The sequence below is a fragment of the Mycobacterium sherrisii genome, from assembly GCF_002102355.1.
Taxonomy (GTDB): domain Bacteria; phylum Actinomycetota; class Actinomycetes; order Mycobacteriales; family Mycobacteriaceae; genus Mycobacterium; species Mycobacterium sherrisii.
In genome coordinates, this window is the sequence record NZ_LQPT01000110.1 from 1 (window position 1) to 26,570 (window position 26,570).

The 26,570-nt window shown below is 67.1% G+C and carries 28 protein-coding genes and 2 pseudogenes; 10 read left to right on the plus strand and 20 right to left on the minus strand.

Annotated features, from left to right (window positions below):
- A partial coding sequence (locus AWC25_RS23520; RefSeq protein ID WP_142279019.1) for a transposase occupies nucleotides 1-903 on the plus strand: 903 nt, incomplete at its 5' end.
- Between the two features lie 42 nt (nucleotides 904-945).
- Here AWC25_RS23520 and AWC25_RS27915 read toward each other — a convergent pair.
- Nucleotides 946-1,530, minus strand: a pseudogene (locus tag AWC25_RS27915) (acyl-CoA dehydrogenase family protein); the annotation flags it as partial.
- A 127-nt stretch (nucleotides 1,531-1,657) separates the two neighbouring features.
- Here AWC25_RS27915 and AWC25_RS23530 point away from each other — a divergent pair.
- The 5 genes and pseudogenes from AWC25_RS23530 (at nucleotide 1,658) to AWC25_RS23550 (ending at nucleotide 6,799) form a co-directional block, all read left to right on the plus strand.
- Nucleotides 1,658-2,469: pseudogene (locus tag AWC25_RS23530) on the plus strand (acyl-CoA thioesterase).
- 45 nt (nucleotides 2,470-2,514) lie between these two features.
- Nucleotides 2,515-3,024 carry a nuclear transport factor 2 family protein gene (locus tag AWC25_RS23535; RefSeq protein WP_069401817.1) on the plus strand — a complete coding sequence of 170 codons (510 nt, stop codon included), beginning with the start codon at nucleotides 2,515-2,517 and terminating at the stop codon, nucleotides 3,022-3,024.
- Between the two features lie 7 nt (nucleotides 3,025-3,031).
- Nucleotides 3,032-4,141 (plus strand): NAD-dependent epimerase/dehydratase family protein, encoded by a 1,110-nt coding sequence (locus tag AWC25_RS23540; protein ID WP_069401818.1) that lies wholly within the window; start codon nucleotides 3,032-3,034, stop codon nucleotides 4,139-4,141.
- 56 nt (nucleotides 4,142-4,197) lie between these two features.
- Nucleotides 4,198-5,331, plus strand: coding sequence for a phosphotransferase (locus AWC25_RS23545; RefSeq protein ID WP_085167901.1), 1,134 nt, complete (start codon nucleotides 4,198-4,200; stop codon nucleotides 5,329-5,331).
- Nucleotides 5,332-5,455: 124 nt separating this feature from the next.
- Nucleotides 5,456-6,799 carry an acyltransferase family protein gene (locus AWC25_RS23550; RefSeq protein ID WP_085167903.1) on the plus strand — a complete coding sequence of 448 codons (1,344 nt, stop codon included), beginning with the start codon at nucleotides 5,456-5,458 and terminating at the stop codon, nucleotides 6,797-6,799.
- On the opposite strand, the gene AWC25_RS23555 is transcribed toward AWC25_RS23550, so the two are convergent.
- The 8 genes from AWC25_RS23555 to efeU form a co-directional block, all read right to left on the minus strand.
- Nucleotides 6,765-7,649: a universal stress protein gene (locus tag AWC25_RS23555; protein WP_085167905.1), complete on the minus strand. Its 885-nt coding sequence runs from the start codon at nucleotides 7,647-7,649 to the stop codon at nucleotides 6,765-6,767. The two genes, AWC25_RS23550 and AWC25_RS23555, sit on opposite strands and share 35 nt — an antisense overlap.
- Nucleotides 7,650-7,708: 59 nt before the next feature.
- Complete coding sequence (locus tag AWC25_RS23560) at nucleotides 7,709-8,005, minus strand: hypothetical protein (RefSeq protein ID WP_085167907.1); 297 nt, start codon at nucleotides 8,003-8,005, stop codon at nucleotides 7,709-7,711.
- A complete protein-coding gene (locus AWC25_RS23565) occupies nucleotides 8,002-8,619 on the minus strand; it encodes an RNA polymerase sigma factor (RefSeq protein WP_085167909.1) in 618 nt (205 codons plus the stop codon). Before AWC25_RS23565 ends, AWC25_RS23560 begins: the two co-directional genes overlap by 4 nt.
- Before the next feature lie 10 nt (nucleotides 8,620-8,629).
- Nucleotides 8,630-9,709 (minus strand): acyl-CoA dehydrogenase family protein, encoded by a 1,080-nt coding sequence (locus tag AWC25_RS23570; protein ID WP_085167911.1) that lies wholly within the window; start codon nucleotides 9,707-9,709, stop codon nucleotides 8,630-8,632.
- Between the two features lie 55 nt (nucleotides 9,710-9,764).
- The gene (locus tag AWC25_RS23575) at nucleotides 9,765-10,289 is read right to left on the minus strand and encodes an OsmC family protein (RefSeq protein WP_085167913.1); all 525 of its coding nucleotides are present in this window, start codon (nucleotides 10,287-10,289) and stop codon (nucleotides 9,765-9,767) included.
- 162 nt (nucleotides 10,290-10,451) lie between these two features.
- Nucleotides 10,452-11,753: an iron uptake transporter deferrochelatase/peroxidase subunit gene (gene efeB / locus AWC25_RS23580; RefSeq protein WP_085167915.1), complete on the minus strand. Its 1,302-nt coding sequence runs from the start codon at nucleotides 11,751-11,753 to the stop codon at nucleotides 10,452-10,454.
- Nucleotides 11,754-11,755: 2 nt separating this feature from the next.
- Nucleotides 11,756-12,925, minus strand: coding sequence for an iron uptake system protein EfeO (efeO, locus tag AWC25_RS23585; protein WP_211281073.1), 1,170 nt, complete (start codon nucleotides 12,923-12,925; stop codon nucleotides 11,756-11,758).
- A gap of 37 nt (nucleotides 12,926-12,962) precedes the next feature.
- Nucleotides 12,963-14,579, minus strand: coding sequence for an iron uptake transporter permease EfeU (efeU, locus tag AWC25_RS23590; RefSeq protein ID WP_085167917.1), 1,617 nt, complete (start codon nucleotides 14,577-14,579; stop codon nucleotides 12,963-12,965).
- Between the two features lie 154 nt (nucleotides 14,580-14,733).
- On the opposite strand from efeU, the gene AWC25_RS23595 reads away from it, so the two are divergent.
- Nucleotides 14,734-15,156 (plus strand): hypothetical protein, encoded by a 423-nt coding sequence (locus AWC25_RS23595; RefSeq protein ID WP_232327198.1) that lies wholly within the window; start codon nucleotides 14,734-14,736, stop codon nucleotides 15,154-15,156.
- Here the strand turns inward: AWC25_RS23595 and AWC25_RS23600 are convergent.
- The gene (locus tag AWC25_RS23600) at nucleotides 15,125-15,958 is read right to left on the minus strand and encodes a DUF3097 domain-containing protein (protein ID WP_069401856.1); all 834 of its coding nucleotides are present in this window, start codon (nucleotides 15,956-15,958) and stop codon (nucleotides 15,125-15,127) included. The genes AWC25_RS23595 and AWC25_RS23600 overlap by 32 nt on opposite strands.
- 192 nt (nucleotides 15,959-16,150) lie before the next feature.
- Here AWC25_RS23600 and AWC25_RS23605 point away from each other — a divergent pair, with 192 nt between their 5' ends.
- Nucleotides 16,151-16,333, plus strand: a complete 183-nt coding sequence (locus tag AWC25_RS23605) for a DUF3349 domain-containing protein (protein WP_264033946.1) — start codon at nucleotides 16,151-16,153, stop codon at nucleotides 16,331-16,333.
- Here the strand turns inward: AWC25_RS23605 and AWC25_RS23610 are convergent.
- Genes AWC25_RS23610 through AWC25_RS23635 form a run of 6 tightly spaced genes read right to left on the minus strand, consistent with a single transcriptional unit; the run spans nucleotide 16,330 to nucleotide 22,457 of the window.
- Entirely contained in the window at nucleotides 16,330-17,286 is a 957-nt protein-coding gene (locus tag AWC25_RS23610) for a patatin-like phospholipase family protein (protein ID WP_085167921.1), read from the minus strand. The two genes, AWC25_RS23605 and AWC25_RS23610, sit on opposite strands and share 4 nt — an antisense overlap.
- A complete protein-coding gene (locus AWC25_RS23615) occupies nucleotides 17,283-18,353 on the minus strand; it encodes an ABC transporter ATP-binding protein (protein WP_069401857.1) in 1,071 nt (356 codons plus the stop codon). The genes AWC25_RS23610 and AWC25_RS23615 overlap by 4 nt, the downstream gene beginning before the upstream one ends.
- 2 nt (nucleotides 18,354-18,355) lie before the next feature.
- Nucleotides 18,356-19,198, minus strand: coding sequence for a carbohydrate ABC transporter permease (locus AWC25_RS23620; RefSeq protein WP_069401830.1), 843 nt, complete (start codon nucleotides 19,196-19,198; stop codon nucleotides 18,356-18,358).
- Nucleotides 19,185-20,147 carry a carbohydrate ABC transporter permease gene (locus AWC25_RS23625; protein WP_085167923.1) on the minus strand — a complete coding sequence of 321 codons (963 nt, stop codon included), beginning with the start codon at nucleotides 20,145-20,147 and terminating at the stop codon, nucleotides 19,185-19,187. The genes AWC25_RS23620 and AWC25_RS23625 overlap by 14 nt, the downstream gene beginning before the upstream one ends.
- The gene (locus AWC25_RS23630) at nucleotides 20,144-21,469 is read right to left on the minus strand and encodes an ABC transporter substrate-binding protein (RefSeq protein ID WP_085167925.1); all 1,326 of its coding nucleotides are present in this window, start codon (nucleotides 21,467-21,469) and stop codon (nucleotides 20,144-20,146) included. Before AWC25_RS23630 ends, AWC25_RS23625 begins: the two co-directional genes overlap by 4 nt.
- Nucleotides 21,470-21,482: 13 nt before the next feature.
- Nucleotides 21,483-22,457 (minus strand): sigma-70 family RNA polymerase sigma factor, encoded by a 975-nt coding sequence (locus AWC25_RS23635; RefSeq protein ID WP_085167927.1) that lies wholly within the window; start codon nucleotides 22,455-22,457, stop codon nucleotides 21,483-21,485.
- A 142-nt stretch (nucleotides 22,458-22,599) separates the two neighbouring features.
- Here AWC25_RS23635 and AWC25_RS23640 point away from each other — a divergent pair, with 142 nt between their 5' ends.
- Nucleotides 22,600-22,956 carry a DoxX family protein gene (locus AWC25_RS23640; RefSeq protein ID WP_085167929.1) on the plus strand — a complete coding sequence of 119 codons (357 nt, stop codon included), beginning with the start codon at nucleotides 22,600-22,602 and terminating at the stop codon, nucleotides 22,954-22,956.
- Here AWC25_RS23640 and AWC25_RS23645 read toward each other — a convergent pair.
- The 3 genes from AWC25_RS23645 to pncA all read right to left on the minus strand — a co-directional run bounded on the left by AWC25_RS23645 (nucleotide 22,953) and on the right by pncA (nucleotide 25,084).
- The gene (locus AWC25_RS23645; RefSeq protein WP_069401835.1) at nucleotides 22,953-23,579 is read right to left on the minus strand and encodes a hypothetical protein; all 627 of its coding nucleotides are present in this window, start codon (nucleotides 23,577-23,579) and stop codon (nucleotides 22,953-22,955) included. The genes AWC25_RS23640 and AWC25_RS23645 overlap by 4 nt on opposite strands.
- Nucleotides 23,580-23,726: 147 nt before the next feature.
- Nucleotides 23,727-24,524, minus strand: coding sequence for a ketosteroid isomerase family protein (locus AWC25_RS23650; RefSeq protein ID WP_069401836.1), 798 nt, complete (start codon nucleotides 24,522-24,524; stop codon nucleotides 23,727-23,729).
- On the minus strand, nucleotides 24,524-25,084 hold the full coding sequence (gene pncA / locus AWC25_RS23655; RefSeq protein ID WP_158089781.1) for a pyrazinamidase PncA: 561 nt from the start codon (nucleotides 25,082-25,084) through the stop codon (nucleotides 24,524-24,526). Before pncA ends, AWC25_RS23650 begins: the two co-directional genes overlap by 1 nt.
- A gap of 77 nt (nucleotides 25,085-25,161) precedes the next feature.
- Between pncA and AWC25_RS23660 the strand changes: the two genes are divergently transcribed.
- On the plus strand, nucleotides 25,162-26,106 hold the full coding sequence (locus tag AWC25_RS23660; protein WP_069401838.1) for a DoxX family protein: 945 nt from the start codon (nucleotides 25,162-25,164) through the stop codon (nucleotides 26,104-26,106).
- Nucleotides 26,107-26,120: 14 nt separating this feature from the next.
- Here the strand turns inward: AWC25_RS23660 and AWC25_RS23665 are convergent.
- A partial coding sequence (locus tag AWC25_RS23665; RefSeq protein ID WP_142278710.1) for an integrase core domain-containing protein occupies nucleotides 26,121-26,570 on the minus strand: 450 nt, incomplete at its 5' end.

Consider the following 26,570-nt stretch of genomic DNA (forward strand, 5'->3'; position numbering starts at 1 on the left):
CTGGTGATCGCCGAGTACCTGCGGCTGCGCCACCATCGACTGCGTCCGGTGGCGCCCTACAGCGCCCAGACCAAGGCGCTGCGCACGGTGGTGCGCACCCGCGACGACATCGTCGGTATGCGCGTAACGGCCACCAACCAACTCAGCGCCCTGCTCGAGGACCACTGGCCCGGCGCCAAAGCGATCTTCGCCGACGTGGAGTCCCCGATCAGCCTGGCGTTTCTGCGCCACTACCCGACCGCGGCCGCCGCTGCTCACGTGGGCGAAAAACGCCTCGCGGCGTTCCTGACCAAACACGGCTACTCTGGCCGCCGCCCGGCTGCAGTGCTGCTGACACGCCTGCGCCAAGCCCCCCGGGGCACTACCGATCCCGTCCTGACCACCGCAGTCCACGACACCGTGCTGGCGCTGGTCACCGTCCTGGAAGCACTTAACAACGCCGGCAAGGCCCTCGACCGGTCGACCCTCACCCGCCTCGGGGAGCACCCGGACGCCGAGATCTTCACGTCGCTGCCAAGGTCGGGTCAGATCAACGCCGCCCAGGTGCTCGCCGAGTGGGGCGACTCCCGCGCAGCCTACGACGGACCCGACGCCATAGCCGCTCTGGCCGGGGTCACCCCGGTCACCAAGGCATCCGGCAAACAGCACGCCGTGCACTTCCGCTGGGCCTGCAACAAACGCTTCCGACGAGCACTGACCACCTTCGCCGACAACAGCCGCCACCAAAGCCCTTGGGCCGCCGCCATCTACGCCCAAGCCCGCGCTCGCGGACACGACCACCCCCACGCCGTCCGCATCCTGGCCCGCGCCTGGACCCGTGTCATCTACCGCTGCTGGCACACCCACCAGCCCTACAACCCCAACCTCCACGGAGCCGCGCAAAAGCCGCAAACCGCAGCCTGAGGTTGACTCAGGAAGTGTCATGCCCGGAGTTCCCGCCGGGACGACGACGATCGAGGCGTGCCGGTGCGGCCGTCCCGCGGGATCGGTTTCCGCGACCACCAAGATGATGTCGGCACACGAGGCATTGGTGGTAAACCATTTGTGGCCGTTGATGATCCAGTCTTGACCGTCGAGCACGGCGGTGGTCGCGATGACGGTCGGGTCGGCTCCGGCCGAGAACGGCTCGGTCAGCGCGAACGCGCTGGAGATCCGACCGTCGAGATTCGGATACAGCCAGCGCTGTTTTTGGGCCTCCGTCGCGCCGTGGGCCAGCAACTCCATGTTTCCGCTGTCGGGGGCCTGCACGCCGAAGAGCTCCATCGAGACCATGCACCGGCCGATGATCTCCGACATCAGCGCGAGCTTGAGTTGACCCAACCCCTGCCCACCCAGGCTCGGGTCCAGGAACAGGCCCCAGAGGCCCTGCGCCTTGACCTTCCCCTGCAGGTGGCGTTTGACCCGATCCCACTCCTCGGCGGGGAGCTCGGCCAGGATCGGCTCCAGCGGGATGACCTCGGAATCGATGAACTGACGCACCCACGAAAGCTTTTCGGCGAAGTCCGGATCCGTCTCAAAATCCCACGCCATCGCAGTCCTCACCCTCGGTCGACCGTTCGCACGCGCCCGGAAATTACACCGTAATCATAGTGTGATGATGCGCCAAAATGTGATAGCCCGTGTTCTGATCTTGGGGCCCAAGTAGGGTGCGGTCAGCATGACGTCCACGCATCCCTTTGATACGGCCCTTCAGCTGCAGACCCTCGGCGGCGACACCAGGCGCGGGCGGACTCACCCCGAGTGGGCCAACATGGTAGGCCCGTTCGGCGGCATCACCACCGCCGTGCTGCTGCGGGCGATTCAGAGCCACCCCGATCGGCTGGGCGACCCGCTGGCGGTGACCGTCAACTTCGCCGCACCGATCGCCGACGGCGACTTCGACATCTCGCTTCAGCCGCCCGAACCAACCGCAGCAACCAGCACTGGATCGCCGAACTGAGCCAGCACGGCGAGATCAAGACCACCGCGACCGCGGTATTCGGAGGCCGTCGCGAAGCCTGGGGCGACACCGAAGCGCGGCCTCCCGCCGCGCCGGCACCGGAGTCCATCCCGGCGCGCGGCGGCCCGGACATGATCGTCGCCTGGGCACGCCTTTACGAGATGCGCTTCGTGCGGGGTGCGCTTTCGGGACTGCAGACCGAGCCCGCCCCGACGTCGCCGTGCACGCTGTGGGTCCGTGACCGGGCGCGGCGCCCCGTAGACTACCCGGCACTGGCCGCGCTGTGCGATGTCTTCTATCCGCGGGTGTTCCAGCGCCGCGGGAAAGTCGTGCCGGCCGGGACGATCTCGATGACCACCTACTTCCACGCCGATGCGCAACAGCTCGCCGCGCTGGGCGGCGACTATGTCCTGGCCACCGCGCACGCCCATCGCTTCGCGCACGGCCATTCCGATCAGAGCGCACAACTGTGGACACGTGCGGGCGAGTTGCTGGCCACCACGCATCAGCTCGTCTACTACAAGAGCTGAGGCCCCGCCAACGCCGGACTCGCGCGCCAATGTCAGGCTGGGCGGGTGATCCCTGATGATACAGCTGGCGCGCTGCTGGCAATCGAGTCGATCAAGCAGCTCAAGGCACGCTATTGCCGGTATCTGGACACCAAGGACTGGACCGCGTGGCGGGCCCTGTTCACCGACGACTTCGTCAGCGATACCTCCGGTGCCGGCGGCAAACTGATCACCGGCGCCGACGCGTTCGTCGCCTTCACCCGCAAGAACATCGGACGCCCGGCGCAGGTTACCGCTCACCAGGTACATGCTCCCGAGATCGACCTCACCTCGGCGACGACGGCGCGGGGAGTGTGGGCGCTGCAGGACGTCGTGCGGTTCGGACCTGGGGTGAGCCTGGTGGGCTACGGCCACTACCACGAAACCTACGAAAACATCGACGGGCAGTGGCTCATCAAGAGTTCCAAGCTAACTCGGCTGCGCGAAGACATCGTCACCCCGCTGTTCTCGTTCAACATCTCCGATCGAATCCGCAACACTGCCGCCCGACTCGCCAAACGGCGGCTGCACAGCTAGGAGCCCCATGTCCGTTGATACCGTTCTGGTCACCGGCGCGTTCGGTCAGGTCGGCAAGCGCTGCGTACAGATCCTGCTCGAGCGGGGACGAACCGTCGTCGCGACCGACCTGCGCACCGAGAAAACCGTTGCGGTGCAAAAGGAACTGTCGGCAGCGGCGCCGGAGGCGTTGATCCCGGCCTACGTCGATCTGTTGGACGCTGCGGCGGTGCGTGAACTGGTGCACGCCCATCAGCCCGGGGCGATCATTCACCTGGCGGCCGTCGTCTCGCCGCCGTCGTACCGCAACCCCGGGCTGGCCAGGCGGGTCAACGTGGGCGGCACCCAAAACCTGGTGGCCGCCGCCGCGGCCGTGGCGCACCCCCCACTGTTTCTGCTGGCATCCAGCGCCGCGGTCTACGGCCCGCGCAACCCCTACCGGTATCCGGAGCGGATCACCCCGGATACCCCGGTGCACCCCATCGACCAGTACGGGCAGGACAAGGTGCTGGCGGAGGCGGCGGTCCGCGCGAGCGGGCTGCCGCATGCCCTGTTTCGCCTCGCCGGTGTGATCTCGCCTGACACCGCCTCGGGGTTGCCCCGCGACTACCTGGTGTTGATGCGGTCGATGCCGGGTGACAATCGGATGCACACCGTGGACGCCCGGGACGCGGCGCTGGCGTTCGCCAACGGCGTCGACCGCTTGGCGGCAATCTCCGGGAAGGTGCTGCTGATCGGCGGCAACGAAACCTGCGTCATGCTCGAGCACGAACTCGAAGGCGATCTGATGGCCGCGGTCGGCCTGGGCCGGCTCGGCCCGTCGGCCTACCTGCCCGGCGATCCGAACGACGATCGCGGCTGGAGTTTCACCGGCTGGTTCGACACCACCGAAGCGCAGGCCCTGCTCGACTTTCAAGAACATGATTGGCGCGAAACGATGGCCTGGGTCGCCGAATCCCGGGGCAATCTGCGCCGGGTGTTGCGGGTCCTGGGCCCGGTACTGCGACCCATCCTGCTGGCCGTGCTGAAGCTACAGCGCCGCGCGGAAGGGCGCGGGCCGTTTGCCGACCCCTGGGCGTTGATCGAAAAGCATTACGGCCCAGGAGCGTTGGCCCGCGCCGATCAGCAGCTGCACTAGCCCCGCGAAGTGACGAAGAACGCCTGGGCAACGGCGCCCACAGGACGGACAGCGATATGACAAACCCGGTTGCGCAGGCTCGCTCGGCCGTCGGCCTGGCGGCCCATCTCGGCCGGGGCGCCGGCCGGGTGAGCACCGACATGATCGTCGGCAGCCGGGCGGGCCTGCCCCGAACGGTCGGCGACCTCAACACCGCGGTCCTGTCCCGCGTGATGGGCCGCCACGTCAGGTCGATGCGGGTGCTGAACAGCGATGCCGGGACGTCGTCGCGGGCAAGGCTGGCGCTGACGGGCACCGACGTGCCGGACTCGGTGTTCGTCAAGATCGCGGCGCAGCGCGCGGCCACTCGGTTGATGGGTGAGCTGGGCCGGCTGGGCAGCACCGAGGTGCGCTTCTATCGCCAACTCGCTCCCGAGCTTTCCGGCGTCCCGCTGGCCTACGGCACGGCATTTGACGGGTGGACCGGTCGTTACCTGCTGGTGCTGGAAGACCTGCCCGGGTCGTGCGTCTTTCCCGATACCTTGCACCCGTTGACCGTCGACCAGGCCGCCCTGGTGGTCGAGCTCTTGGCCACCGTGCACGGTTCGTTCTGGGACCGCCTGCGCCGCAACGGAAACGGGTCGCTGGGCTGGCTGTACACGCCGTCGGGTGACATCACGTCGTTGCTGACCGGATCATTGATGACGGCCGCGATGAAACGGCTCGGCGAGCGGACCACCCTGCCGGTGGAGAAGGGCCGCTTCATTGCCGAAAATTGCCGGGCCGTCACGACCCTGATCGACACTCCCCCGCACACCGTCATGCACGGCGACGCGCATCCCGGCAAAATGTACTTCCGTGCGGGTCAGCCCGGCCTGCTCGATTGGCAGGCGGTGCGGCGCGGACATCCGTCCCGCGAGCTGGCCTACACCCTGATCACCAGCCTGACCCCGCAGGACCGGCGTGCCGCCCAGCGCGAGCTGCTGGACACCTACCGCAGGGCGTTGGCCGCCCGCGGCGGTCCGGAGCTCGACCGCGACGACTTCTGGCTGCGCTACCGGCAAAGCTCGCTGTATGCCTACGTCGCCTCGTTGATTACCGCGGGCATGGGCGGGATGCAGGTTGAGGACATCGCGATGGAGGGTCTGCGGCGCGCCGTCGAGTCCCTTGACGACCTAGAAACCGTTGCCGTGCTGAAGAGTTCGCTGTAACCGCCGGCTCCCGGCCGGCACGGCCGCGCCGCGACTCGCGCGACTGGCCCGTTTCGTCGTGCGCCGTCCGGGCAACCTTTGGGTACCGTGGCGATGTGTACCGCGTCGAGTTCTCCGCGATCTGATGGACCACCCAGGCTCGGGCCGGCCCGTCCGCAATCTGGCGGTGGATTACCTGCGCGTGTCCGGAGTGATGCTGATCGTGCTGGGACACTGGCTGGCCGGATCCGTGACCTACTCCGACGGGCGTTTCGGCCGCCAGAACCCGCTCGTGGACATGCCCTGGACGCAATGGCTGACCTGGCCGTTTCAGGCGGTGCCGATCTTTTTTCTGGTGGCCGGTTATGCCGGCGCGGTGTCGTGGACACACCATCGCGTGGCCGGCGGCGAGGCGCGCCAAGCCTGGCTTCGGCGCCGGCTGGCGCGGGTGCTCGGCCCGACCGCCGTGTATGCCGCGGTGGTGTCGGTGGCAGTGCTGGTCGCGGCGGCCTCCGGCGTCGGCGAATCCGTACTCGAGTACGCGGGATGGGCCGTGGCAATGCATCTGTGGTTCCTGGCCGTCTACCTCGTGGTGGTGTCGTTGACTCCGATTGCCGTTGCCGCACAACGCCGTTGGGGCCTGTTGGTGCCGGCGGCACTGGCGGTCACAGTGGCGTTGGTAGACACCCTGGTGACCCGGGGCCCGCTGCATGACCTCGGTTGGCTGAACTATCTGTTGTGCTGGGGCACGCTACATCAACTCGGAATCGCTTGGCATGGCGGACAGTTGGCCGGGCGCCGGCCCGTGCTGCTGGCAGCCGCCTCGGGCGTGGCGCTCGCGCTGCTGATCTGGCTGGGCGGCTACCCGATCAGCATGATCGGCGTTCCCGGCCAAGCCGTGCAGAACACGTCCCCACCGACCGTGGCCATGCTGGCGTTCGGGTGCACACAGGCCGGAATCGCGATGGCCGTCGCACCCGCGCTCGATCGCATCCTGCGGGCCCGGCTGGTCGAACGCCTGCTCGCCGTGGCGAACACCAACGTGATGGCCCTGTACCTGTGGCACATGATCCCGGTCGTGATCGTGGCCGTCGTCGGCTACCCGGCCGGGCTGTTGCCGCAGCCGACCGAGGGCACCGCCGGCTGGTGGCTGGGGCGGCTGGAATGGGTGGTGATCCTCGGCCTGGTCACGGCGATGGAGCTGGTGCTGCTGTGGTGGGGACGGCGAGTGTTCGCCGCCCCCTTGCCGATGGTCGGCGTTCGACTCTCGGCGCGTTGGACCGAGCCTATGATGCTGGCCGGCGCCGTCATGGAGGCGTACGGTCTCGGCTACGTCGCCGCCACCGGGTTCGCCCCGAACGGCAGGTTTGGGTGGATGACCGCCGCGATCTTCGCCGTGGGCGCCGCGCTGGTGACGGTGGGCCCGGTCGCCGCCGCCGGCCCATCCGGGCCCGCTATGACGGCCGGGCGACGATCACCGGGGCCTTGACCGAATGCAGGACGGTGTTGCTGACCGACCCCAGGATCAGACCGGTCAGACCGCCCCGGCCGTGACTGCCCACCACGACCAGCTGCGCCTCGAGGTCCTTCGCCTGCTGGATCAGCTGCTGGGCCGGCAGGTCGCGAACGAGTAGTCGACGCACCGTGACGTCGGGATAGCGTTCCTGCCAGCCGGCCAGGTTTTCGGCGAGGCTGCGCTGCGCGTCGGCCTCCACCGCCTGCCAGTCGAATGCCGGAAGTTCGAGCACCGCGATGTCGGTCCATGCGTGCAACGCCACCAGCTCGACGCCGCGCCGCGATGCCTGATCGAACGCGATCGCCGTGGCCAATTCGGAGGCCGGGGAACCGTCGATTCCGACCAGCACGGGGCCGTGCACGGGGTCGGCCAAGTCCTCGTCACGAATGACGGAGACCGGGCACCTGGCGTGCCGCACCACCGACGAACTGACCGACCCGAGCAGACCGCGGCCGAGCAGGCCGCGACCGGAACTGCCCACCACGATCATCTCCGCCTCCTCGGACATGTTGATCAGGGCGGGCGCCGGACTCGCATAGACGAACTCTTTGCGGACGGCCACCTTGCGATCGGTCACCGCCTCCTCGGCCAGCTTGGACGCGTGGGCGAGTTGCCGGCGGCAGTCGTCCTCCAGCTTGACCAGTAACGAGTCCGGATATGGGACGGGTGGCCACGTCGCGGTGGGGGTCGCCACCGCGTGAAACAGGGTCAATGGAATGTTGCGCATCGCGGCGTCGCGAGCGGCCCAGACGACGGCGGCGTTCGACGCGGGCGAGCCGTCGACCGCGGCGACGATGCCCAGTGGCTTTACGGGTACCGACATTTCGTACTCCTCTCCTCAGGAGTAACGGTATTAGCCGACGCGCCCGCGGTCGTGAGACTTTAGTCCCCGACCGGTCGGGACGGAGTGCCCCCGGCGTGCCCCTCGGTGAGGTCTTCGATCGCTCGGATGACGCCCGCGATGTGTTCGTCGCTGAGCCGTTCGCCCGCGAATACGTGGTTGAGCAGAACCTTCAGGTCCAGCATCTGTTGCAGATAGACCAGACAAGGCGGGCAATCCTCGAGGTGTTTGGCCACGATCGGGCCCCATTGAGCCGGGTCCGAGTCGACCAGGTCGTCGACCATTCGGACGAAATCGACGCAGTCGATTGCGGGAACTGCGTTGTCGTGCAAGGTCATTGGCGATACCGCTTTTCTAGTTCATTGCGGAGGTTGCCGCGGGCCCGGTAAAGAAGTGCGCGCTGCCCTTCGGCGGTGAGTTGCAGAATTTCGGCCGCCTCGTCGGCGGACGCGCCGACGAGGTCGCGCAGGATCACGAGTTGCCGCTGCCGCGGCGGCAGCGCATCCAAAGCCGTACGCACGTAGCCGATGAGCTCCTGCGCCACGGTGCGGTCTTCCGGTAGGAAACGGCGTGACGGCGGCACACTCCAGTGCCCGGCGTCGGGGTGCCCGGCCGGATGCATGCGGCCCGACAGTGGATCGCCGTCATCGGTCGCGGCCAGCACCTCATGGTCACGGATACGGGATTCGCGGCGCCGGTAGCGCAAGGCGGTATTCCTGACGATGCCGAATAGCCAGGTGCTCACCGAGGAGCGGCCTTCGAAGGAGTCGGCCGACAGCAACACCTGCACCCAGGCCTCTTGCACCGCTTCTTCGGCGGCCGTCGGTGAATCCACAACGGTGCGAGCGAATTTCACCAGTGGTCGATGGAAATCGCGCACCAGACTGGTCAACGGGATACCCGCGACCTGGTGCCGAGTGCCGTCCGAGGGCACCGTCACCGGTGTCGCCACGGACCCGAACTCAAGCGCATCGTCCCAGTTCCCAACGCAGTTGGGCCTCCGAGGGGGACTGCACCGGGATGAAGGCCGCCTCGCGGTAGCGTCGACTGGCCGGCGTTCGGCTGGCATATCCCTTGCCGCCAGCCGTACGGATCTCCAAATCGGCACTGGCGCTGGATAATTCGGCGGCGGCAAGGCGCAGCGACAGCAACTCCTTCTTGGTGGGCTCCTTGTCGGCCGGCGTGTTATGGCCGACAGCCGCGGACAACGCCGCCAGCGTCGCCTCCGCCGCGGCGAGCTTCTCCGCGGCCGCGTCGACCTGCGCGGCGAAGACCGCGTTGACCCCGTGCAGCGCCAGCCGGCTCTGGTCCAGGGCGGTGCGGCTGAGCCCCAGGCACATCGCGGACTGCAGGACGAGAAACGTCGGGCGTACCGCTTGCAGAAAAGCGTCGAAGTCCGTGGACAGCACCTGCGCCGCGTCGAGGTACGCGTCGTTCAACGTCAGATACGACGAGGCGGTGCTGCCCATCGCGAGCAAATCGAAGTGGTCGCCGATCACGACGCCCGCGGTGTCCAACGGCAGCGCCACGATCAGCCTCTCGCCGCCGTCGGCACGCGCCGCGGTCACCATCATCGAGTCCGGATACAGGTTGCTGGCCCACCGCAGCGATCCGCTCAGGCGGTACCCCCCGTCGGTCGGCACCGCGGTGAGGTCCAGACTGCCGCAGCCGGCGGCCTCCTTGAACGCCGAGGCCATGCCGGTGACCCCGAGCACGGTCCCGGCGAGCAGCGGCTGAGCCGCCGCGAGGGCGAATGGTGTCGCGGCGGCGAGCAGATACTCCACCGCCATCCGGTGCGCCCACACCGAGAATCCCGTGCTCATGCATTCGCCCGAGATCTGGGCGATGATCTCGGCCATCCGCGGGAGCCTCCCGTCGCCGTTGCCCGGTGCGCCCAGGCCGAGCAGCCCGGCGGCGCCGAGCCGGGAGAAACTGCGTCGGGAGGTTTCCTCGCAGCGGTCCAATGCGTCCGCGTGGGCGCGGATGTCGGCCAGCAATTGCGGATCGAGCCCTTCGAGTGCGGCGTTCACGGTCGCGGTCACGGCAGCGCCCCCTGTTCTCGTCGTGCCATCTGTCGTCACCGAACCCGCCGTCGCCCTAGCCGATGGACAACGTCGAGTCGACGCTCGCCGGACGGCGGAACGTGTTTACCACCGGCGACCAGGCGATGGCGTTGTCGTGAATTTCCTTGAGTGTCGCGTCGTCGGCATCGCCGGCCAGCGTCACCTGGCAACGGACCGCGGTGAAGCCGAGCACCTTGCCGTCCGGGGTGTCACCGACTCCCCACACCGCGGAGATGTCGATGTCGCCTTCCATCTCGACCTCGATTTTGGTCAGCGTCACGCCGCGGTGAGTGGCATTGGCCAGCAGACCGACCGATATGCAGGACCCCAACGCGGCCAGGGCCGTTTCGGAGGGATTGGGCGCCGAGTCGTCGCCAAGCAGGGCCGGTGGCTCCCCAACGAGCATCGGTGCGAGGTCACGCACGTAGGTCATATTGCGAAACCCCGCCTCACAGACGGTCTTGGCTTTCAGGGTCTTCTTGCCGGTGGCCGGATTTTCTTTGGCCTTACAGGACAGCCGGTCGAGCCCTTCCGCATCGATGACGAGCGCGTCGGTCATGAACTTCCTCCGTTTCTCGCTGAATTGATCCTCACGGGGTTAGTGCTCGCCCGACGCCCCCGCGTGACGGTGGACCGGATCCGGTGACCGGGTAGACACCATAGACCCGTTGCCCGAAACGCCACACCCGACGGCCGTCCAGCGTGGCCGGGTGGGATTTGCTCAACCGAACAGCTGCTGCCCGATGTAGTGGCCTTCCTCCGGCGCGGGTGGCACCGCGAAGATTGCTGAGCCGATGTGTCGGATGTACTCGTTGAGCAAATCGTTGGCGCCGAGCCGGTTCTGCAGCCGAATAAAATCTTGCGGATCTTTTTGATACGAGATGAACAGTAGTCCCGCGTTGAGTTGGCCGTTGGGGTCGAGGCCGTCGGTGTAGTTGTAGGACCGGCGCCGGATCATGATCCCGTCGTTGTTTTCCCGGGCGGCCAGCGCGACGTGGGACAGCGGGTCTATGAGCGGGTTGCCGTCGGCGCCGGTGGCCGCGAAATTCGGTGTGTCGAATTCGGACTTGCCGCTCAGCGGTGCACCTTCCTGCTTGGTGCGGCCGAAGATCTTCTGCTGGTTGCCGATCCGGTCGACATCCCAGGTCTCGAGCAGCATCCGGATCTTGCGGACCACCTGATACGTCCCGCCGTTCATCCAGGGCTGGTCGCGGTCGGTGACCCAGACAAACCGCTCGTACTCGGCCTGGGTGCTGACGTTGCGGGTGCCGTCCTTGAACCCCAACAGGTTTCGCGGGGTCTGCTGTCCGGGGCCGGCCGAGGCCCGCCCGAAGCCCAGCACCGCCCAGTACGGTGACACGATGTCGCGGCCGAGGCGGGCCAGGTTGCGCACGGCGTGGTAGCACACCTGCGGGTCGTCGGCGCACGCTTGGACCGACAGGTCGCCGCCGTGCAGCCGCGGATCCAGGTTGTCGCCGTTGAGCGGCGGCAGCTCGGTGAACACCGCCGGTCGCCGCGCGGCCAAGCCGAACCGCTCGCCGAACAGTGCCGGGCCCAAGCCGATCGTGACGGTCAGACTCGCCGGGCTCAGTCCGTACGCCTCGCCGGTGTCGGTGGGCGGCTGCACGTCGACTTGGGGTGCAACGGTGCCCACCGGCTTGCCTTGCTGCAGCACCGCGACCGCCGCCGACCACCGCGCCAGCAGCGCCTGCAGCTGGGCGCGGGTGGCGCCGGCGGCCAGCGAGAACGACATGAACACGGCGTAACGCTGTGGCAGGGTTGCGATTCCGCCCTGGTGCAGCTGACCGTAGAACGGGTAGCTGCGGCGCAGGTCCACGGTGTCGTCCGGGTCCGGGCGACGGGCCGCCAGGGCATGGCCGGCGAGCCCGCCGCCGATGGCTCCGGCCGCGGCGCCGGTGAGTCCGGCCACCATCGCGCCGCCGAGCATGCGCCGGCGCGACACCGAGGCACCGGTGGGCTCCGGGGCGGTGTCGTCGTGTTGGACGGGTTCGTGGGCGGCCATGGTCAGTTGGCGGAGACTACTTTTTGCGCGACGGTCGACAGGCTCTGGTGCAGCGGCTGAATCACCGCGGTCAGTTTGGGCGCATCGCTGGCCTGCAGCGCCGGGGTGTAGGTGCGGTAACCGCCCGGCGCCGACGGATCGCGGTAGCCGTCCAAAACACCGAGCACCGCGCGGAATTGCTGATCGATCTGGCCGACCAGACTCGCATCGATTTTGGACAGCCCCGGCCGCAGCGCCGCGTAAGCCTGTTGCGCCCCTTCGACATTGCCGGAGAAGTCGACCAGATCGAGGTGGCTGAATTCCTCCTCCTCGCCGGTGATCTTGGTGTTCTGCACCTCTTCGATCAGATCGCTGGCACCGTTGGCCAAATCCTCGGGCTTGTACTGCAGGCCGGCGACCACGTTGGTCAATTTGCCGACGTTGCTGACCAATTCGGTGCTCAGGGCCTTCGTTTGGGGGGTGATGGCGCCACCCTGCCACAGGTCGCGTTCGATGGCGTGAAAGCCCTTCCAGCCGACCTTCGCGTCGACGGGCGTGGAGGCGCGCATGTCGATCAGATAGTCCAGGCTGCCGGCATTGTCGCCGACGGCGAAGCCGGGCAGCACGAAGCCCTCCACGGTGGATTCGGCGCGCTCATAAAACAATCGGGCCTTGGCGTAGGCGGCCTTGGCGGCGTCGAGGTTGCCCGACTGGATCGCCGCGTCGAGTGCCTTCGCGCCGGCAAGAAGTTGACCGATCTGATTGACGATGTAGGCCGCGTAGTCCTTGGTGCCCTGACTGAGGATGCTCGCCACCGTGCCCGTCGGCCCGGCCGGCGCCTGACCGGTCACCGTCAGGACTTGGTACTCGGTGCCGGCTCCGGGGCAATACAGTTGGTACGCACCACCGTCGAGCGTGATGGTGAAGGACACCGGGTCCAAGCCGGGCGCCAGGTTCTCCTTTTCTCCGACGATGCGCTGATCCTTGAGCAATTCCATTTCGGTGATGCCCGCCGCACTGGCATTGACCACCGTGAACGTCACCGGGCCGGCCGGCACGCTGCTCGCATCCAGCGTGCATTCGTCCTTGCCCCCGGTGTTGGTCATGGTCACCTTGACCTCCCTGGTCAAGCCGGTCTCGGGCGCAGCCGAGCCAGCGTTGTTCGGATGGCTGCATGCCGTGCCGGCGCACAGCGTGGCCGCAGCTAAAAGCATTGCGGTCAGCCGTCTTTCACGCGACCGGCACGCGACCCGAGCGATGCGACCCACCATCGACCGATTTCCTCTCATCTGTTTGTCTGCTGTTGACGCGCGCCGAGGCTATCGCCGCCGCCGCGCCCGCGAACGCCAAACCCGCCAGCACCAGCGGCAGCCAGACATGCCAAAGCTGACGATCACCGCGATTGTGGACGCCCGCAACGATTCCGGCCGCCGTCGCGCGGTCTTCGGCACCCGACGTGGCCCAGTCCGTCGGCAGCCCACCGAGGCTGACGGTCTTCGCACCGGTCAACCCGCCGCCGGTCAGCAGCGCTGTGCGGTTGCTCGTCGCTTGCGCACTCACCACCGAATCACCGTGCACGAGCACGGTATACACGGTGGTCGTCGCCCATTGCCCCAGGAACGGCCCGGGGGTGCGGGAGGGCGCGAGACCGACGGGCAGCCGCCCACCCGTCATGCTCCGCAACTGATCCAGCGTGACGTCCGGCGCACCGTCGGCCCCGGCTGCCTCGGATGCCTGCCATTGCTGAACGGGCAAGCCGTTGACGATCTGGTCGCCGGCCGGCGCGAGCGGGATGCGGTGGCCGGTCGCGCCGCCGTCCTCGGCGACGACCAGCGTGCATCCGCGCGGCTCGACGTCCAGCCAGACCCGGGCGGTGTGCCCGGCCCGGTCGGTGACGGTGCGCGGGTGCGGCCCCGGCCGGGTGCCGCCGGGACCCGCGATCGCGAGCACCGCGGCGCCGATGGTCAGCACCGCCGACGTCGCCACCAGCAGTCGGCACCGGGTTCGGGGCGCCGCGGCAAGACGCGGTGGCCACAGGAAGATGACGAGCACGGGCATCGCGTACAACAGCCAGCCCAGCACCTCGATCAGGCGGGGATCGGTCGGTATGCCGAACACTCCGGCCAGCACTGCGCCCAGGACGGACTGGCTCGGTAACCAGTGCGAGAAGTCGAGCAGTTGTTGCTGGCCGAGCGTCACCCAGCCGGCCTCATGCGCGGTGCGCAGCGCCGCCAGGACGAGTCCGGCGGCGATCAGTACCAGGAACACGCCGGTGATCCGGAAGAAGCGGCCCAGGTTGAGTTTCAGCCCGCCGAGGTACAAGCCGATCCCCACCGCGATCGACGTGGCGATGCCCGCCGCGCCGCCCAGCACGGCGAACCATCGATTGCCGTGCGAGGTCTGGGCGGCCGCCAACAAGAACACCGAGGTCTCGAACCCCTCTTTGAGGACGGCGAGGAATGCCATCATCCCCAGCGCGAGTGCGCCGCCACGATTCAGGGCCTGTTGCGCCTCCCGCTCGAGTTCGCCCTTGAGTCGCGCGGCGTTGCGGTTCATCCAGACGATCATGGACGTCACGAACACCACGGCGACGGCGTTGATGACCGTCTCCAACATTTCCTGCTGCACCTGCGGCAACGTCGCGGAGAAGAGATCCAGGCCGACGCCCACCGCGATGCTGATCAGCACGGCCAGGGCCACGCCGACGAACATGGGACGGGGCGATCGACCGTTCCGCTGCAGAAACGCGGCGACGATGCTCACGATCAGCGTTGCCTCCAGGCCCTCGCGCAGCCCGATGAGAAACGTGCCGAAGAAAACGCCGAAAACGCCGAATCCGCCGTTCATACATCCGATTCCTGTCCCGCCACCGGGAACGTCGACTTAGCCTAGCCTAAGTCGACGTCTGGGAGGTCGCCCTGTCACATCTACCGGACTTGTGCCGTTCTAAATCTCATGAGATCTCATGAGATCTCATGAACTCCTCCGCTACCGCGCGTGTTTGTCAGTCCTGGCGCTGTCCGGCGTCACCGTCGGCTGCTGGGCGTATCTCGCCCCGCTTAACTGGTACAACACCTTTCCGGGCATGGGCCTGAGCTGGCTTCCCGTGCTCGGGCCGTACAACGAGCATCTGGTGACCGATGTCGGCGGGATGTACCTGGGCCTGACCGTCCTGAGTGTGCTGACGCTGGTTCAGCTTTCGAATCGGACGCTGCGGCTCGTCACGGCCGCGACCTGGACGATGTTCAACCTGCTGCATCTGATCTTTCACCTGAGGATGCTGCACATGTATGGAACCCGTGACGCCGTGCTCAACGTGATCGCGCTGGGCGGGGTGCTGCTGTGTTCGGCGGCTCTGGGCCTGCCGGCGCGGTCGACCGCACCGAGGCGGGTCAGCGACCCGGCTCCGTCACGAAGTCGATGAGTTCCTCGACCTTGCTGATCAACTCGGGTTCCAGATCGTTCCAGTCGCGCACCCGGGAGCGGATGCGCCGCCAGGCCCGGGCGATGTCGGCCTGGTTGGCGTGGGGCAGACCGAGGGCCCGGCAGGCGCCGTGCTTCCACTCGAGCTGTCGCGGCACGTCGGGCCAGGCCGTCAGGCCGAGTCGCTGTGGCTTCACCGCCTGCCAGATGTCCACATAGGGATGACCGACGACCAGGGTGTGCGGGCCGCCCGGGCCGCGGCGCACGGCCTCGGCGATGCGTGCCTCCTTCGAACCCGCCACCAGGTGATCGACGAGCACCCCGAGGCGACGGCCCGGGCCGGGGGCGAATTCTGCCACGATGCCCACCAAATCGTCCACGCCACCGAGATGTTCGACGACGACACCCTCGATACGCAGATCCTCGCCCCATACCCCAGCGATGAGTTCCGCATCGTGGCGCCCTTCGACGTAGATCCGGCTGGCGCGCGCGACCCGCGCGCGTGCCCCCGGCACCGCGACGGAACCCGAGGCCGTCCGGGTCGTCGGCGCGGGAGCCGCGCGCCGCGGTGCGGTCAGGATCACCGGACGTCCGTCCAGCAGGTACCCGGGCCCCAGCGGAAAGCCGCGGACGCGGCCGTGCCGGTCCTCCAGGTCGACGCGTCCGTACTCGACCCGGACCACGGCGCCGACATACCCGGTCTGCGCGTCCTCGACGACCAGACCCAATTCGGCAGGGTGCTCGGTCGAGCGCGGTTTGCGCCGGTCGGCGGCCAAGACATCGATTCCGTAGCGATCCGTCACCCGGGCCATCCTAGGAACGGTTGCGGCCAAACAGGGTGATGGCGCGCCCGGGCGAGCAGCGCTAGTAAACCGAAAAGATCGACCCGAATCACGTAAGGACGGCGTTGCCGTAGCGGCGCCCACCATTTCGCCGCTGCTACGTTTTCAGCAACACGTAAGTCGCTTCGGATAACCGGGGGTGAAGACATGGGAATGTCGACTTTGCTCTCGCGCACAGTCCGGTTTCTGCGGGAGGGCTACCCGCCCGAGATGCCGCCGACCGGTTATGTTCCGCTGGTCGCACTGCTACCCCGACGCGGCTGCGATAACGAATTTTCAGCTGTCACAATACAATTCGCGCGGGGTCGCGAACGTGACGCCGGGGCGCGGGCCTAGTCCTGGGCTCGCGGGAGGCCGCAGGCTGCGAGGTAGGCCGGGTAGTCCCACCCGGCCAAAAATTCCTGGGCTGCGTGCAGTCCGCGGTCGTACAGCGCGTCACGCTGCTGCGCGGTGATGTCGAAGTCGATCGGGCTGACATCCTCGGCCGGCACGAAGATGGTGCGCCGGACCGTGCACGGATCGTCGATGTAGGCGTTGTCCTGATTGCTCACCAGCGTCTCGATTGCGGCCAGCCCCAACGAAACCGGCCCATGCACCGGATGGGTCGGCGGAATCCCCGGCCGCGCCGACAGCCGGACCCCGAAGGTCGGCCAGCGCGGCTCGGTCCGGTCGAACAGGGCCACCGGGAAACTCGACAGCAGGCCACCGTCGACCCAGGTTGCGCCGGCCACCCGCACCGGTTCGAACACGTACGGGATCGCCGCCGAGGCGTGCACGGCCCGCGCCACCGGAAATTCGTCCGGGTCCAGGCCGTAGGAGTCGAGGTCCCACGGAATCCGCACCAGCCTGCGGCGGGACAGATCGCTGGCGGTGACGACCAGCGACCATTCGAACTGTTCGGGTCCCTCGCCGGTGCGTAGATCACCGAATGTCCGCACGCCGAGGTCGGCCAGCAGCCCGGCCAGCAGCCGTTCCAGGTAATCCCCGCGGTACACACCCTCGGATAACAGCAGCGAAAGACCCCCGCCCACCAGCGGAACGTGTCCGATCAAGGTGCGGTCCAAGAACTTTCGATAGTCGATCGACCGCATGATCTCGGCGAGCCGGGACATCGGTTCGCCACCCGCTTGCAGCGCGGCCACCAGCGACGCGACGATCGCGCCGGCGCTGGTGCCGGCGACGCGGGGGAATTCATAGCCCGCCGCGGTCAGCGCGTCCACCGCCCCGACCAACCCGATACCCCGGACTCCGCCGCCCTGGAAGACCAGATCCGCGCGTGAGGTGCTCATCGCATTCGCTCCCCCTCGACGTCGAAGAAATGCAAATGTCCCGGCTCGGGATGCAGCCGCACCCGGCTGCCCTTCTGCGGCGGATTGCGGCCGTCGGCGCGGGCAACGACATGTTTGTCATTTCCCTTGGCAGAGTCGGTGATTCGTCCGTACAGGTAGGCGTCGGCACCAAGCTCCTCGACGACGTCGATCTCCATCTCGACGCCCAGCCCACCCAGCTCGAAGTGCTCCGGACGCACCCCCACCACGACTTCGCTCGCGCCGTTGGCGAGCTCCCGGGGCAGTCTGATGGGCCAATCACCCAGCGACACGGTGCAATCGACGACTGGAAGCGTGAACAGGTTCATGGCCGGGGATCCGATAAATCCGGCGACGAAAACGTTGGCTGGGTTGCGGTAAAGCTCACGCGGCGCGGCAAACTGTTGCAGCACACCGTCGCGCAACACCGCCACCCGATCCCCCATCGTCATCGCCTCGACCTGGTCGTGGGTGACGTACACCGTCGTGGTCTCGAGGCGGCGCTGTAACGCGGCAATCTGATTGCGGGTTTGCACACGTAATTTGGCGTCGAGATTGGACAACGGCTCGTCCATCAGAAAAACCTGCGGGCGGCGCACGATCGCCCGTCCCATCGCCACCCGCTGCCGTTGCCCACCCGAAAGGTCCTTGGGCTTGCGATCCAGATACGGCTGAAGATCCAACAATCTGGCCGCATCCAGTACCCGTTCTTGGATCTCGGTCTTCGACGCCTTGGCGATCTTCAACGCGAAACCCATGTTCTGGGCGACCGTCATGTGTGGGTACAGGGCGTAGTTCTGGAACACCATCGCCACGTCACGATCTTTCGGATCGAGATCGGTGACATCGCGATCCCCGATCCGGATGCAGCCGTCGTCCAATGTCTCTAGCCCGGCCACCATGCGCAGCGAAGTGGTCTTGCCGCATCCCGACGGCCCGACCAGCACGACGAATTCGCCGTCGGCGACCGACAAGTCGAGGCCGTTTAGCGCTGGACGGTCCGCGCCGGGATACCGCCGCGTTGCCCGCTCCCAACTGACCGAAGCCACGCTCACCCACCCAGCCCGGTCACGGCGATGCCGCGGACGAAGGAGCGCTGCGCAACCGCGTAGATGACGACCAACGGCACCATGATGAGCATCGAGGCGGCCATGATGACCGGCCACCGGGCCACATACTCGCCGCGCAGCCGCACCAACCCGAGGGTCAGCGTGGCCAGGCTGTTGCGTTGCAGCATCAGCAGTGGCCACAGAAAGTCATTCCAGACGTTGACCCAGGTGAGCACGGCGAGCACCATCACCGCGGGGCGAGCGTGCGGCAACAGGATCCGCCAGTAGATTTGCCACGGCGAGCAGCCGTCCAGAATCGCGGCCTCCTCGAGATCGCCGGGCAGCGTTTGGAAGAACTGCCGCATCAGGTAGGTGCCGAACGCGCTACCGAACAGGCCGGGCACGATCATCGACCACGGGGTGTCGACCCAACCCACCGTGCGCATCAGGATGAACTGCGGGATCACGGTGACCGTCAGCGGCACCATCAGCGTCCCCAGGTACAACACGAACAGGGTGTCACGGCCCCGGAACTGCAGGCGCGCGAACGCATATCCGGCCAGCGAGCAAAAGAAGACCTGCCCGGCGGTGACGGCCCCGGCGTACAACACGGTGTTGAAGAACATTCGCCAGAACGGCATCACCCGAAACACCTCGGCATAGTTTGACCATTGCGGATGGGCGGGCAGCAGCCGGGGCTCGCTGATCTCCCCCTCCCTCTTCAACGACCCCGACACCGCCCAGGCGACCGGGAACAGCCAGCACCACGCGATCGCGATCAGTGCCGCGTAAACCGGGACGGTCCGAACCACAGTGCGTTTGAACACTCCCTCAACCAAGGCCACGAGACGCCTCCCATGATCGCCGATGAGATAGCCGCATCTGCACCAGCGTTAATACCAGCAAGATGGCGAACATCACCCATGCGAGGGCGGATGCATACCCGAACTCGAGGAACGAGAAGGCGTGCTGGAACAGCATGATACCCAGCACATAAGTCGACGTCTCCGGGCCGCCGTTGGCGCCGTTGAGCACATACACGACGTCAAAGGCCTGGAACGCGTGGATGATTGAGATGACGACGACAAACGACAGTGAGCCGCGGATCAGCGGCACCGTGATCGACAGGAATTGCCGTATCTCGCCCGCGCCGTCGATTCTGGCGGCCTCGTATACGGTTTCGGGCACTCCTTGCATCGCGGCCAACAGAATAACGGTGGCGAACGGGACGCTTCGCCACACCGCCACCATGCACAGCGACGCCATCGCCCAATTCGGGTCGACCAGCCACGGCACCGGACCCACCCCGATCCAGCCGAGCATGATGTTGAGCAGCCCGTTGTCGGTGTTGAAGACGAACTGCCATACCACCGCCATCACCACCGACGAAATGGCCAGGGGCAAAAAGACGATGGTCCGAACGATGCTGATGCCCTTGACTTTCCGGTTGAGCACCGCGGCGACGGCGAGACTGATGGCGACGGTGGGTATGACCGTGCCGAGTGTGAAGACGACCGTGTTGCGGATGGCGATGAGGAACAACGGGTCGGAGGTGAACAAGTCCTCGAAGTTCTTCAGGCCCACAAACTTTGGTGGCTGGAACACGTCCCACTGCTGAAAACTCATGTAGAGCGAGAACCCGAGCGGGAACAACATGAACACCGTGACGGCGGCAAGGTTCGGCGCGACGAACAGGCGTCCCGCCCAGGCGCGCCGCCGCGACGGATACGGTCCCCGGGGGCGTTGCTTGGCGGAACGTGACGCGAGCCCGACGGCTCTGTTGGCTGAGGTCATGGGTTACGCAGCACCTCGTCGACGGCGTCGGACAGTCCACCCAGCGACGTCGCGGGCCGCGCGCCACGCAGGATGGGCCCCATGTTGCGGTCCATCAGGGCGACGATCTTCTCCCACGCCGGCGTGACCGGAAGCCCCTGAGAGCGCCACGGACCGTCAGTAAGGATGCCCACGTTGTTCAACCGGCGATGCGACGCGGCAAAGCCGGCGGAGCCCAGGGCGGATCGCAGCACGGGGACGAACAGCGACGTCTCAGCGGTCACTGCCTGCCCGACGGGGCCGGTCGCGAACTTGACGAATTCCCAAGCCTGCTCCTTGCGTCGGCTGCTCGCGGAGATTGCAAGCCCGGTGGTGCCGATATTCGAGCACGCGCCATGTCCTTTCGGCAGTGCCGGGCCGACGGGCAGGGGTGCGACGTCGAAGTCCAGGCCCGGCGGGCGGATGAACGTCTGGTATCGCCAGTGACCGCCGAGTGCCATTCCGGCCTTACCCGTGGCGAACAGGTCCGGCGTCGACATCGACTGCACCTCCGACGCGTTCGGTGCCACCTTGAGCTTGTTGGCCAGATCGGCATAGAACTGCACGGCCTCCATGTACGCGGGGTCGTCGAAGTTGAAGTGCGTGGGGTTTTTTTGTGGCGTGGACCAACGCACGCCGTTGTTCATGGCGAACAGTCCGGCCGAATAGTAGGACACCCAGGTGTTGACGAAGCCCCACTGCGTGACCCGGCCGGACCGGTCGCGGCGGGTGAGCGCGGTGGCCGCATCCGCGAATTGCGCGAAACTCCACGGGTTTTCCCACGATGTCGGGGGCGCCGGCACGCCGGCCTTGGCGAACAGTTCCTTGTTGTAGGTCAGGTAGTTTCCGGACCATTGCTCCGGCAGCGAGAACTGTCCGCCGTCGTAGGTGAAGGTGTCGTAGAGCGCCGCGATGCTATCGGATTTCAGCTGCGCGGCAAATGCCGTGTCCTGGGACAGCATGGTGTTCAGGTCCAGCAGCACCCCGCGGCCGGCGAGTTCGGCGTAGGTCAGGTCCCAGGTCATCAGCACATCCGGGCATTTACCGCCGGCGCAGAACGTGGACAGCTGCTGCATTACGCCGGGTCCGGACAGCACCGGACGGATCTTGATGTCGGGGTGTTGCCGCTGAAATTCGTGGACGACCCGCATCCGGGCGGCGGCCTCATCCGGATTGGCGGCGAAGAAGAACGTTAGGGCGTCGTCGTCGTGCGCACAGCCGCTGGCCCAAGGCGCCACGGCGGCAGCGGCGAACACGCCGGCGCCCCGCATGAGGTGGCGCCGTGCGAACGGCTTGTCGAGCATCCGGCTCCCGTTTTCACCCGGAGGCCGGCGCCCCCGCCGGCCTTGTCCCATGTCCTTGGTACCCGATGAGACGGGCGTGTGCCGGAAACGGCAGTGTCAGCACGGCCCGGCGCAAACGGTCCGGATCGGCGGTGATGTCGATCGCGTGAATGCGGTCGTCGGCCCCGATTTCGATCTGCAGCAGGATTTGTGCGCGTCCGCGCGCCGCGATCGCAATGCCGGGCGCGCCGCCGATCAGCACGACGACGCCGGCCTGCGCACGGCGAGCAAATCGACGGGTCTCCTCGGCCACCGCACGGGCTCCGCCCAACTGGTCGGGCACGCCCGCGGGAACCAGCATGGGATCGACGCGGCGCACCACACCGGGCGCCAGCAAATCGAGCAACGTGGCGATGTCACCACCGCGCGACGCCGCCAGGAAGGCCTCGACGATCTCGAGGTGGCGGGCGGTGCGGCCGGGGTCGCCGGACGGCTCGTGCTGCAGTCGCGAACGGGCCCGGCTCGCCAGCTTTTTCGCCGCAGCCGGGGAACGGTCTAGCACCTCAGCGATCGTCTCGAACGGCACGGCGAAGACGTCGTGCAAGACGAACGCGACCCGCTGCGCGGGCGAGAGGCGGTCGAGTACGACCAGCACGGCACTGCTGACGGACTCGGCCAGCAGCACGTCCTCGTCCGCCGGTGCGGACGCCGACGGTGCCAGCCGGTCCAACTCGTCGACATCGGCCACGGGCCGCTCGGCGCGTCGCTTGCGCGCGCGCAGCTGATCGAACGCCTCGTGCGCGGTGATCGTGGTGAACCAGCCGGTCAGGTTGCCGACGTCGCCGACGCCGTCCGCACTGCTGGCCTTCAGCCAGGCGGACTGGACCGCGTCGTCGGCGTCGGCGAGCGTGCCGAGCAGCCGGAATGCCACCGCCCGCAGATGCTGGCGGTCCGACTCGAACCGCGCCGCCAGCTCTGCGAGATGTGGCCGATTTTCGGTTGCGTTCATGGCGTCACCTTTTGTGCACGGCGGTCGTCAAGGAGATGACCGCATCGATTGTGCGCCGCGGCACGCGGCACGGTCATGCGGCTCACCGGTGCGGAAAAGAGCTGCACCACAACGGAATGGACGAAGGAAGGACTCGATTCGCATGCACACCGCATATCTTGTGATCACCCTGATCACCGCAATCAGCATTGCCGGGGTCGCTCTTCCCGACTTCATCCCCGCCGGGTTCGTCTTGGCGAACTCGTCCGAGGTTGGCGTGCCTCGGTCGTGGTTACCGGCGCTGGGAACGGCAAAGCTGGCCGGCGCGGTGGGACTGCTTACCGGATTGGTGGGCCTACCGGGGTTGGCGCTCGCGGCCGCTACCGGTTTGGTGCTGTTCTTCGTCGGCGCGGTCGTGGCTCACCTCAGGGCGCGCGTGTTGTACAACATCGCCTTTCCGGGCGCGTATCTGTGCTTGTCCGCGGCGTCGTTGGCGTTGCTGGTCGCCATGCGCTACTAGCTGGTCTGGCGGGTTTTGACGGCCTCGTCCTGCTTCTTGGCGACGTCGAGCACGAAGTCCTGCGGAGCGTTGTCGTTGGGCGCGCTGTCGAATTCGAGGTCGACGACCACCTTGCCCTCCGAGAACACCACGTAGGTCACGGCTTTGGTGTTGTCCGGCGAGGGGCCGACGACGATGACGCCGTTGGTGCCTACCTCGAACGGCTGCGGCGTGCCGGTGACGTATTTGCTCAGCGCGGCGGGACGGTTCTTGGCTTCCTCGGCCGCCGCGGCCGCATCGGTGAAGACCACCAGCAGGTCGGTGATGGTGTGGGTTTTGGAGTTGTTGCTGAAGGTCACCGCCACTCCGGCCACGCCGCCAGGATTCTGTTGGGGCGGGCCCAAGGTGGTGTCGGCGCCGATGTCCTCGGCCGAGATCAACAGATTGGAATAGTCCGCCAGCGGCGCCGAACCGGAGGACGGCGCGCTCGATGACGACGAAGAAGAGCTCGAACTCGGCGACGCCGCGGAGCTCGAGGTCGATGACGACGTGGACGAAGATTTCTCGTCTTTGCCGCAGCCCGCCGTCACAGTCAACAGGGCGGTGATCGCTACTCCGACGCCCACGTTTCGCACCACGCTCATCGGTTGCCTCCGTTCCTTGACAGCTATTTCTACGGCACCGGTCATACCCACGGCAATAGATGCGTCATGGTGTGCTGACGGCGGTGACAACGGTCGTGACCTGCGCGCCCGCGGCCAGCGCCGGCCGGAACGGATTCGTACCCGGGGTCAGGCAGGAAAATAGCGAATACCGTTGATCGCTTTGCCGTGCCGAGCCAGCTCGGCGAACATGATGCCGCGCCCGTGACGTGAATCCAGTGAAATGGCCAGCACAGCGCCGGCCCCGATCATCTTGAGCCGGCGCGCGCCGCCGAGCTCGACCGCGAGTTCGGCAAGATCCAGCGTCTGGTCATCGCCCAAAGTGATTGCCGCAGACGGCGACAACGTATCCTCGGCCGCCGAAATAGCACCGCCGGCAACGGCCCGCAGGAAGGTATCGAGCAGCTTCTTGTGCCGCCCGCCGGGTCGGCGAAAGCCGCGCAGGAAACCTGCCGTGCCCGCTAGCCCCTGATTGCTCAACAGATCTCGCGTCAGCTGCAGGGCGGGCCATGTCGCGCCCGGTCCGCTGCGCAGAAACCGCAGCATCATGGCGGGCAGCTCCCAATACGCCCGCAGCCGAGCAATCTGCCACGCGCCGTTCGTCTCTCGAAGGTCGTAGCGCAGAAAGGCGGGGATGTACATCGTGACGGTGGATCCCATCGACACCTCGAGCTCGAGGTCGCGCAACACCACCGTGCCGAAGACGATATCGAGATCGCGGTGGAAGGTTATTTCGCGTGGGCCGATGAAAGTGTGGTAGAAGTCTTCGATCTCGACTCGGCCTCGGTGCGGGCGAGATCCCACCGGGTCTTCGATGCGGCCGTCGCCGGTGAACAACCCCACCCAAGCGACGCGGTCGTGTGCCGCGGCTGCCTGTGGCGACCGCTCGACGGCCGCCAGCAGTGCTTCGTGATTCGGTGCCGCCATCACGGCTTCCCGACTAACTCGACTCCGGCACTTCTCATTTCGGCAAATGCCGCGTCGATCGAATCGGGTGCCACCGGCGCCGTCAGATCCACCAGGACTCGGGTCGCGAAACCGTGCCGGGCCGCGTCCTCGGCCGTTCGCCGCACACACTGGTCGGTGGCGATGCCGACGATGTCGACCTCGTCCACGCCGTGCCGGCGCAACCAGACAAGCAGTGACGTCCCGTTGGCGTCGGCCCCCTCGAAGCCGCTGTAGGCCGCCGAGTAGGCGCCCTTGCAAAACACCGCCTCGATCCGGCTGGTGTCGAGTTCGGGCCGGAAGTCCGCGCCGGGAGTCCCGGCAATACAGTGTGGCGGCCAGGACGACGAAAAATCAGGGTGATCCGAGAAATGATCGCCGGGGTCGACGTGGAAATCCTTGGTCGCCACGACATGCTGATATCCCGGCTTGCCGCCCAGATATGCGCTGATCGCGCGCACCACCTCGACACCCCCGGCGACGGCCAGCGAGCCGCCCGAGCAGAAATCGTTTTGCACGTCGACGATGATCAGCGCCCGCACGCGTTCCACCATATCGGCCCATCAACCGCGGCGACGCCGACGGTTTGTTTGCCGACCCGTCGGGTAATCCCCGTGCCATGTTGATCCGCAGAATCGCGCGGCCGCTGCTGTCGGTTGCATTTATCGGCCAGGGTGTTGAATCCCTCCTCAATCCCAAGTCAGCTGCGCAAGCCGCAGCACCTGCCGTGGACGGCCTGCAGGCATTGCCGGATCCGGTGGCTCGAAGCATCCCGAACGATCCCGAGACATTCGCGCAGATCACCGCCGCCGTCCAGATCGGTGGCGGGCTCTTGCTCGCCACGGGCAAGTTGCCGCGGCTCGCGTCGGCGGTGCTGGCCGTCACCGTGCTGCCCGCCAACTTCGGCAGCTACTCCTTCTGGACGGAGACCGATCCCGAGCGCAAGGCCGCGTTGCGCCGGGAGTTCCTCAAAGACCTCAGCCTGGTCGGTGGTCTGTTGATCGCGGCCGCCGACACGGCGGGCAAGCCGTCGCTGGGGTGGCGCAGCCGCCGCGCCGCCGAGCGACTTTCGGAGCGGGTCTCCTCGGCACTGCCCGGCTCGGACGACGCCGACCTCGGCGAGCTGAGCGAGCGGATCGCGCACGGACTGCAGATCGGCGCCGAACGGGGCCGGGAGTTGGCCAGCACGGCGGCCGAACGCGGCGCACCCTACGCGGAGGTGGCCCTCGACCGGGGCCGCGAACTGGCTAGCGCCGCCGCCGAGCGCAGCGCCCCGCTGGCCAAAAAGGCGCGTGAGCGCGGCGAAAAGTTCGCCGACGAGCTGGCCGAGAAGGCCGAAAAGGCGCGCAAGCGCAGCGAGAAACTGGCCGACGAGGCCGCCGACCGGGCCGCGCCGCTGGCGAAGAAGGCCCGCAAGCGCAGCGAGACGTTGGCGCGCAAGGCCCGGGAACGCAGGGAGGAACTGGCGGAGGCCGCCCGCGTTCACGGTAACCAGCTGGCCGACGTGGCCCGCGAACGCGTCGGGGAACAGGTCAAGAGCTCGCGCGTCAAGCTGCCCTTCTGATCCCGGGTGATCGGCTAGCTGTATGAGGCCATGACATTGGTGACGCCGGTGGCGAGTCGTGATGCTGGTGGCTGGCCTGCGGCGGCAGAGTGTGGTCGATGGTAGTTGAAGTGGATGTTCCAGACTTTGAGTGCTTCGGCGCGTTGGGTTTCTGAGGTCCATGTCCTGGCGTAGAGGAACTCTTCGGCCAGGATGCGGTTGTAGCGCTCGACTTTGCCGTTGTGGCGCGGGGTGTAGGGCGTGATGAATTGGTGGCGTGCGCCGTGGAGCACGTGGGCGAAGTCTTTGGCCCGGTAGCAGGCGCCGTTGTCGGTGACGATCCGCTGGATGCGGTCGATGCCATGGACGGCGAACCATACCCGGGCGCGGTGCATGAATCCGATTGCGGTGACGGCTTTTTCGTTGTCAAGGGCTTCGGTGTAGGACAGTCGGGAGAACCCGTCGACGGCCGAATGCAGGTACAC

Bases quoted from the DNA above. Each gene is read 5' to 3' on its own strand.
- AWC25_RS23540 (WP_069401818.1), top strand. From the start codon at position 3,032: ATGTCCGTTGATACCGTTCTGGTCACCGGCGCGTTCGGTCAGGTCGGC.
- AWC25_RS23545 (WP_085167901.1), top strand. From the start codon at position 4,198: ATGACAAACCCGGTTGCGCAGGCTCGCTCGGCCGTCGGCCTGGCGGCC.
- AWC25_RS23550 (WP_085167903.1), top strand. From the start codon at position 5,456: ATGGACCACCCAGGCTCGGGCCGGCCCGTCCGCAATCTGGCGGTGGAT.
- AWC25_RS23555 (WP_085167905.1), bottom strand. From the start codon at position 7,649: ATGTCGGTACCCGTAAAGCCACTGGGCATCGTCGCCGCGGTCGACGGC.
- AWC25_RS23560 (WP_085167907.1), bottom strand. From the start codon at position 8,005: ATGACCTTGCACGACAACGCAGTTCCCGCAATCGACTGCGTCGATTTC.
- AWC25_RS23575 (WP_085167913.1), bottom strand. From the start codon at position 10,289: ATGACCGACGCGCTCGTCATCGATGCGGAAGGGCTCGACCGGCTGTCC.
- efeB (WP_085167915.1), bottom strand. From the start codon at position 11,753: ATGGCCGCCCACGAACCCGTCCAACACGACGACACCGCCCCGGAGCCC.
- efeU (WP_085167917.1), bottom strand. From the start codon at position 14,579: ATGAACGGCGGATTCGGCGTTTTCGGCGTTTTCTTCGGCACGTTTCTC.
- AWC25_RS23605 (WP_264033946.1), top strand. From the start codon at position 16,151: ATGTCGACTTTGCTCTCGCGCACAGTCCGGTTTCTGCGGGAGGGCTAC.
- AWC25_RS23610 (WP_085167921.1), bottom strand. From the start codon at position 17,286: ATGAGCACCTCACGCGCGGATCTGGTCTTCCAGGGCGGCGGAGTCCGG.
- AWC25_RS23625 (WP_085167923.1), bottom strand. From the start codon at position 20,147: ATGACCTCAGCCAACAGAGCCGTCGGGCTCGCGTCACGTTCCGCCAAG.
- AWC25_RS23630 (WP_085167925.1), bottom strand. From the start codon at position 21,469: ATGCTCGACAAGCCGTTCGCACGGCGCCACCTCATGCGGGGCGCCGGC.
- AWC25_RS23635 (WP_085167927.1), bottom strand. From the start codon at position 22,457: ATGAACGCAACCGAAAATCGGCCACATCTCGCAGAGCTGGCGGCGCGG.
- AWC25_RS23640 (WP_085167929.1), top strand. From the start codon at position 22,600: ATGCACACCGCATATCTTGTGATCACCCTGATCACCGCAATCAGCATT.
- AWC25_RS23645 (WP_069401835.1), bottom strand. From the start codon at position 23,579: ATGAGCGTGGTGCGAAACGTGGGCGTCGGAGTAGCGATCACCGCCCTG.
- AWC25_RS23650 (WP_069401836.1), bottom strand. From the start codon at position 24,524: ATGGCGGCACCGAATCACGAAGCACTGCTGGCGGCCGTCGAGCGGTCG.
- AWC25_RS23660 (WP_069401838.1), top strand. From the start codon at position 25,162: ATGTTGATCCGCAGAATCGCGCGGCCGCTGCTGTCGGTTGCATTTATC.